This window comes from Microcystis sp. M53598_WE2 (genome assembly GCF_030067735.1).
Taxonomy (GTDB): domain Bacteria; phylum Cyanobacteriota; class Cyanobacteriia; order Cyanobacteriales; family Microcystaceae; genus Microcystis; species Microcystis aeruginosa.
The window spans coordinates 1-2,134 of sequence record NZ_JASJFE010000230.1; the positions used below are offsets into that span (position 1 = coordinate 1).

Annotated in this window: 1 protein-coding gene; it reads left to right on the forward strand. The window is 54.0% G+C overall.

The features are described from left to right. Nucleotides 1-371: 371 nt before the first annotated feature. The gene (locus PX636_RS04850) at nt 372-2,078 is read left to right on the forward strand and encodes an SLC26/SulP family anion transporter (RefSeq protein ID WP_288116372.1); all 1,707 of its coding nucleotides are present in this window, start codon (nt 372-374) and stop codon (nt 2,076-2,078) included. Nucleotides 2,079-2,134: the final 56 nt, after the last annotated feature.

The window sequence follows — 2,134 nt, forward strand, 5'->3', positions numbered from 1 at the left end:
ACCAAAAAGTGCCAGATCCCGGAGTGATCGGGTGGAAAATTCAGGTACTTTTTCCCTGAAAATTAGGTAATTGACCCCCTCAAAATCGCTAAAACCCTACACCCTACACCCTACACCCCACACCCTGCCCCCAGGAAAAACTTTTTCAGCCAACCCTAAATAGCGATCGCTTTTATTGATAACCCTCTGGAGAGGCGAGGAAAAACGCGATCGCTCGCCGACAGGAAAGTTTTCCGCCAGGGCTAAAGGTCGAGGTCGCTTTTGAAGGGAAAGTCCCGCAAAAAAGACATTCCCACTCACGGATATTTAACGCTTTCTTGCCACCAATATTCCCACAACGCCGAACTTCGATGACAGGAGAAGAGATGAGGATGCCTACTCGATTAAATTTTTCTAGCGAGCGGTTTTCCCTACCCGGGTTAAAGCGTCTGCGATCCTATCGCTCGGCCTGGTTGCGGGGAGATATCATTGCGGGGATCACCGTGGCGGCCTATCTCGTTCCCCAATGTCTGGCCTACGCGGAACTGGCCGGAGTACAACCGATCGCCGGATTATGGGCGATCCTACCGCCGCTGCTCATCTATGCCCTGCTCGGCTCCTCGCCACAACTCTCCGTCGGGCCAGAATCGACGACGGCAGTAATGACCGCCGCCGCTATCATGCCCCTCGTCGCCGGGGATAGTAGCAACTACGCCAGTCTGTGCAGTCTATTGGCCCTACTCGTGGGGAGCGTCTGCTGCGTCGCCGCTTTCGCCCGGTTGGGGTTTCTCGCCGATCTCCTCTCCAAACCGATCCTCGTCGGCTACATGGCCGGAGTAGCGGTGATCATGATCGTCGGTCAGTTGGGAAAAATTAGCGGGATGTCACTGAAAGCGGAATCGCTTTTCGGACAGATCGGGGAATTTTCGGGACATTTATCCGAGATTCACCCACCAACTCTGATTCTCGCCGCCGCTGTTCTAATTTTCCTGCTAGTGGTACAACGTCGCTTTCCCAATGCCCCCGGCCCTTTACTCGCGGTTCTACTGGCGACATCGGCAGTATATTTGTTCGATCTGAACGAGCGAGGCATCGCCGTGATCGGGGAAATTCCCGCCGGTTTACCGAGTTTGAAAGTACCGAGAGGTTTTTCTTCCCAGCAGCTCGTCTATTTACTCTCCTCGGCCATCGGTATCGCCCTCGTTGGCTATTCCGATAACGTCTTGACCGCCCGCGCCTTCGGGGCGAAAAACAACTATCGCATCGATGGCAATCAGGAATTACTCGCCCTGGGAGCGGTGAATATCGGTAACGGCATCATGCAAGGCTTTCCCGTCAGCAGTAGCGGCAGTCGCACGGCGATCGGCGATTCTCTGGGCAGTCGATCGCAACTGTTTTCCCTCGTGGCTTTTCTGATCGTGATTTTGGTACTCTTGTTCTTACGTCCGCTACTATCCCTGTTTCCGAAACCGGCCCTGGGGGCGATCGTGATTTACGCCGCGCTCCGTCTGATCGAGATCTCGGAGTTCAACCGTCTGCGTTGTTTCAAAACCAGCGAGTTCCGATTGGCACTCGTCACCATGTTCGGTGTCCTGGCCACGGATATCCTCGTCGGGGTGGGGGTTGCCGTGGGGTTATCGGTGGTCGATCTGTTCACGCGGCTGATGCGACCACACGATGCGGTTTTGGGGGAAGTGCCGAATCTGGCGGGCCTGCACGACATCGAGGATTGGCAGGGCGCGACGACGATCCCCGGATTGGTTCTCTACCGTTACGACGCGCCCCTCTGTTTCGCCAACGCCGAGAATTTTCGGAAACGGGTAATAGCGGCGATCGAGGCGGAGAAAGTCCCCGTCGAGTGGTTCGTTCTCAACGCCGAAGCGATTCTAGATATCGATATTACGGCGGTCGATATGTTGAAAGAATTACATCGAGAATTAATCGGTAGTGGTATTACTTTTGCCATGGCGCGGGTGAAGCAAGATTTATATCAGCAATTAAAAAAAGGAGACCTATCCGAGACGATCTCGACCGAACGTATTTATCCAACCCTAGAGGAAGCGATCGAGGCGTTTCATCATCGGAAATTTTGGGTCTGAAACCCCGCCGTTCTAGGTTGGCTTTACGTTAGAATTAAAAGGCCAGTCTCGAAAAC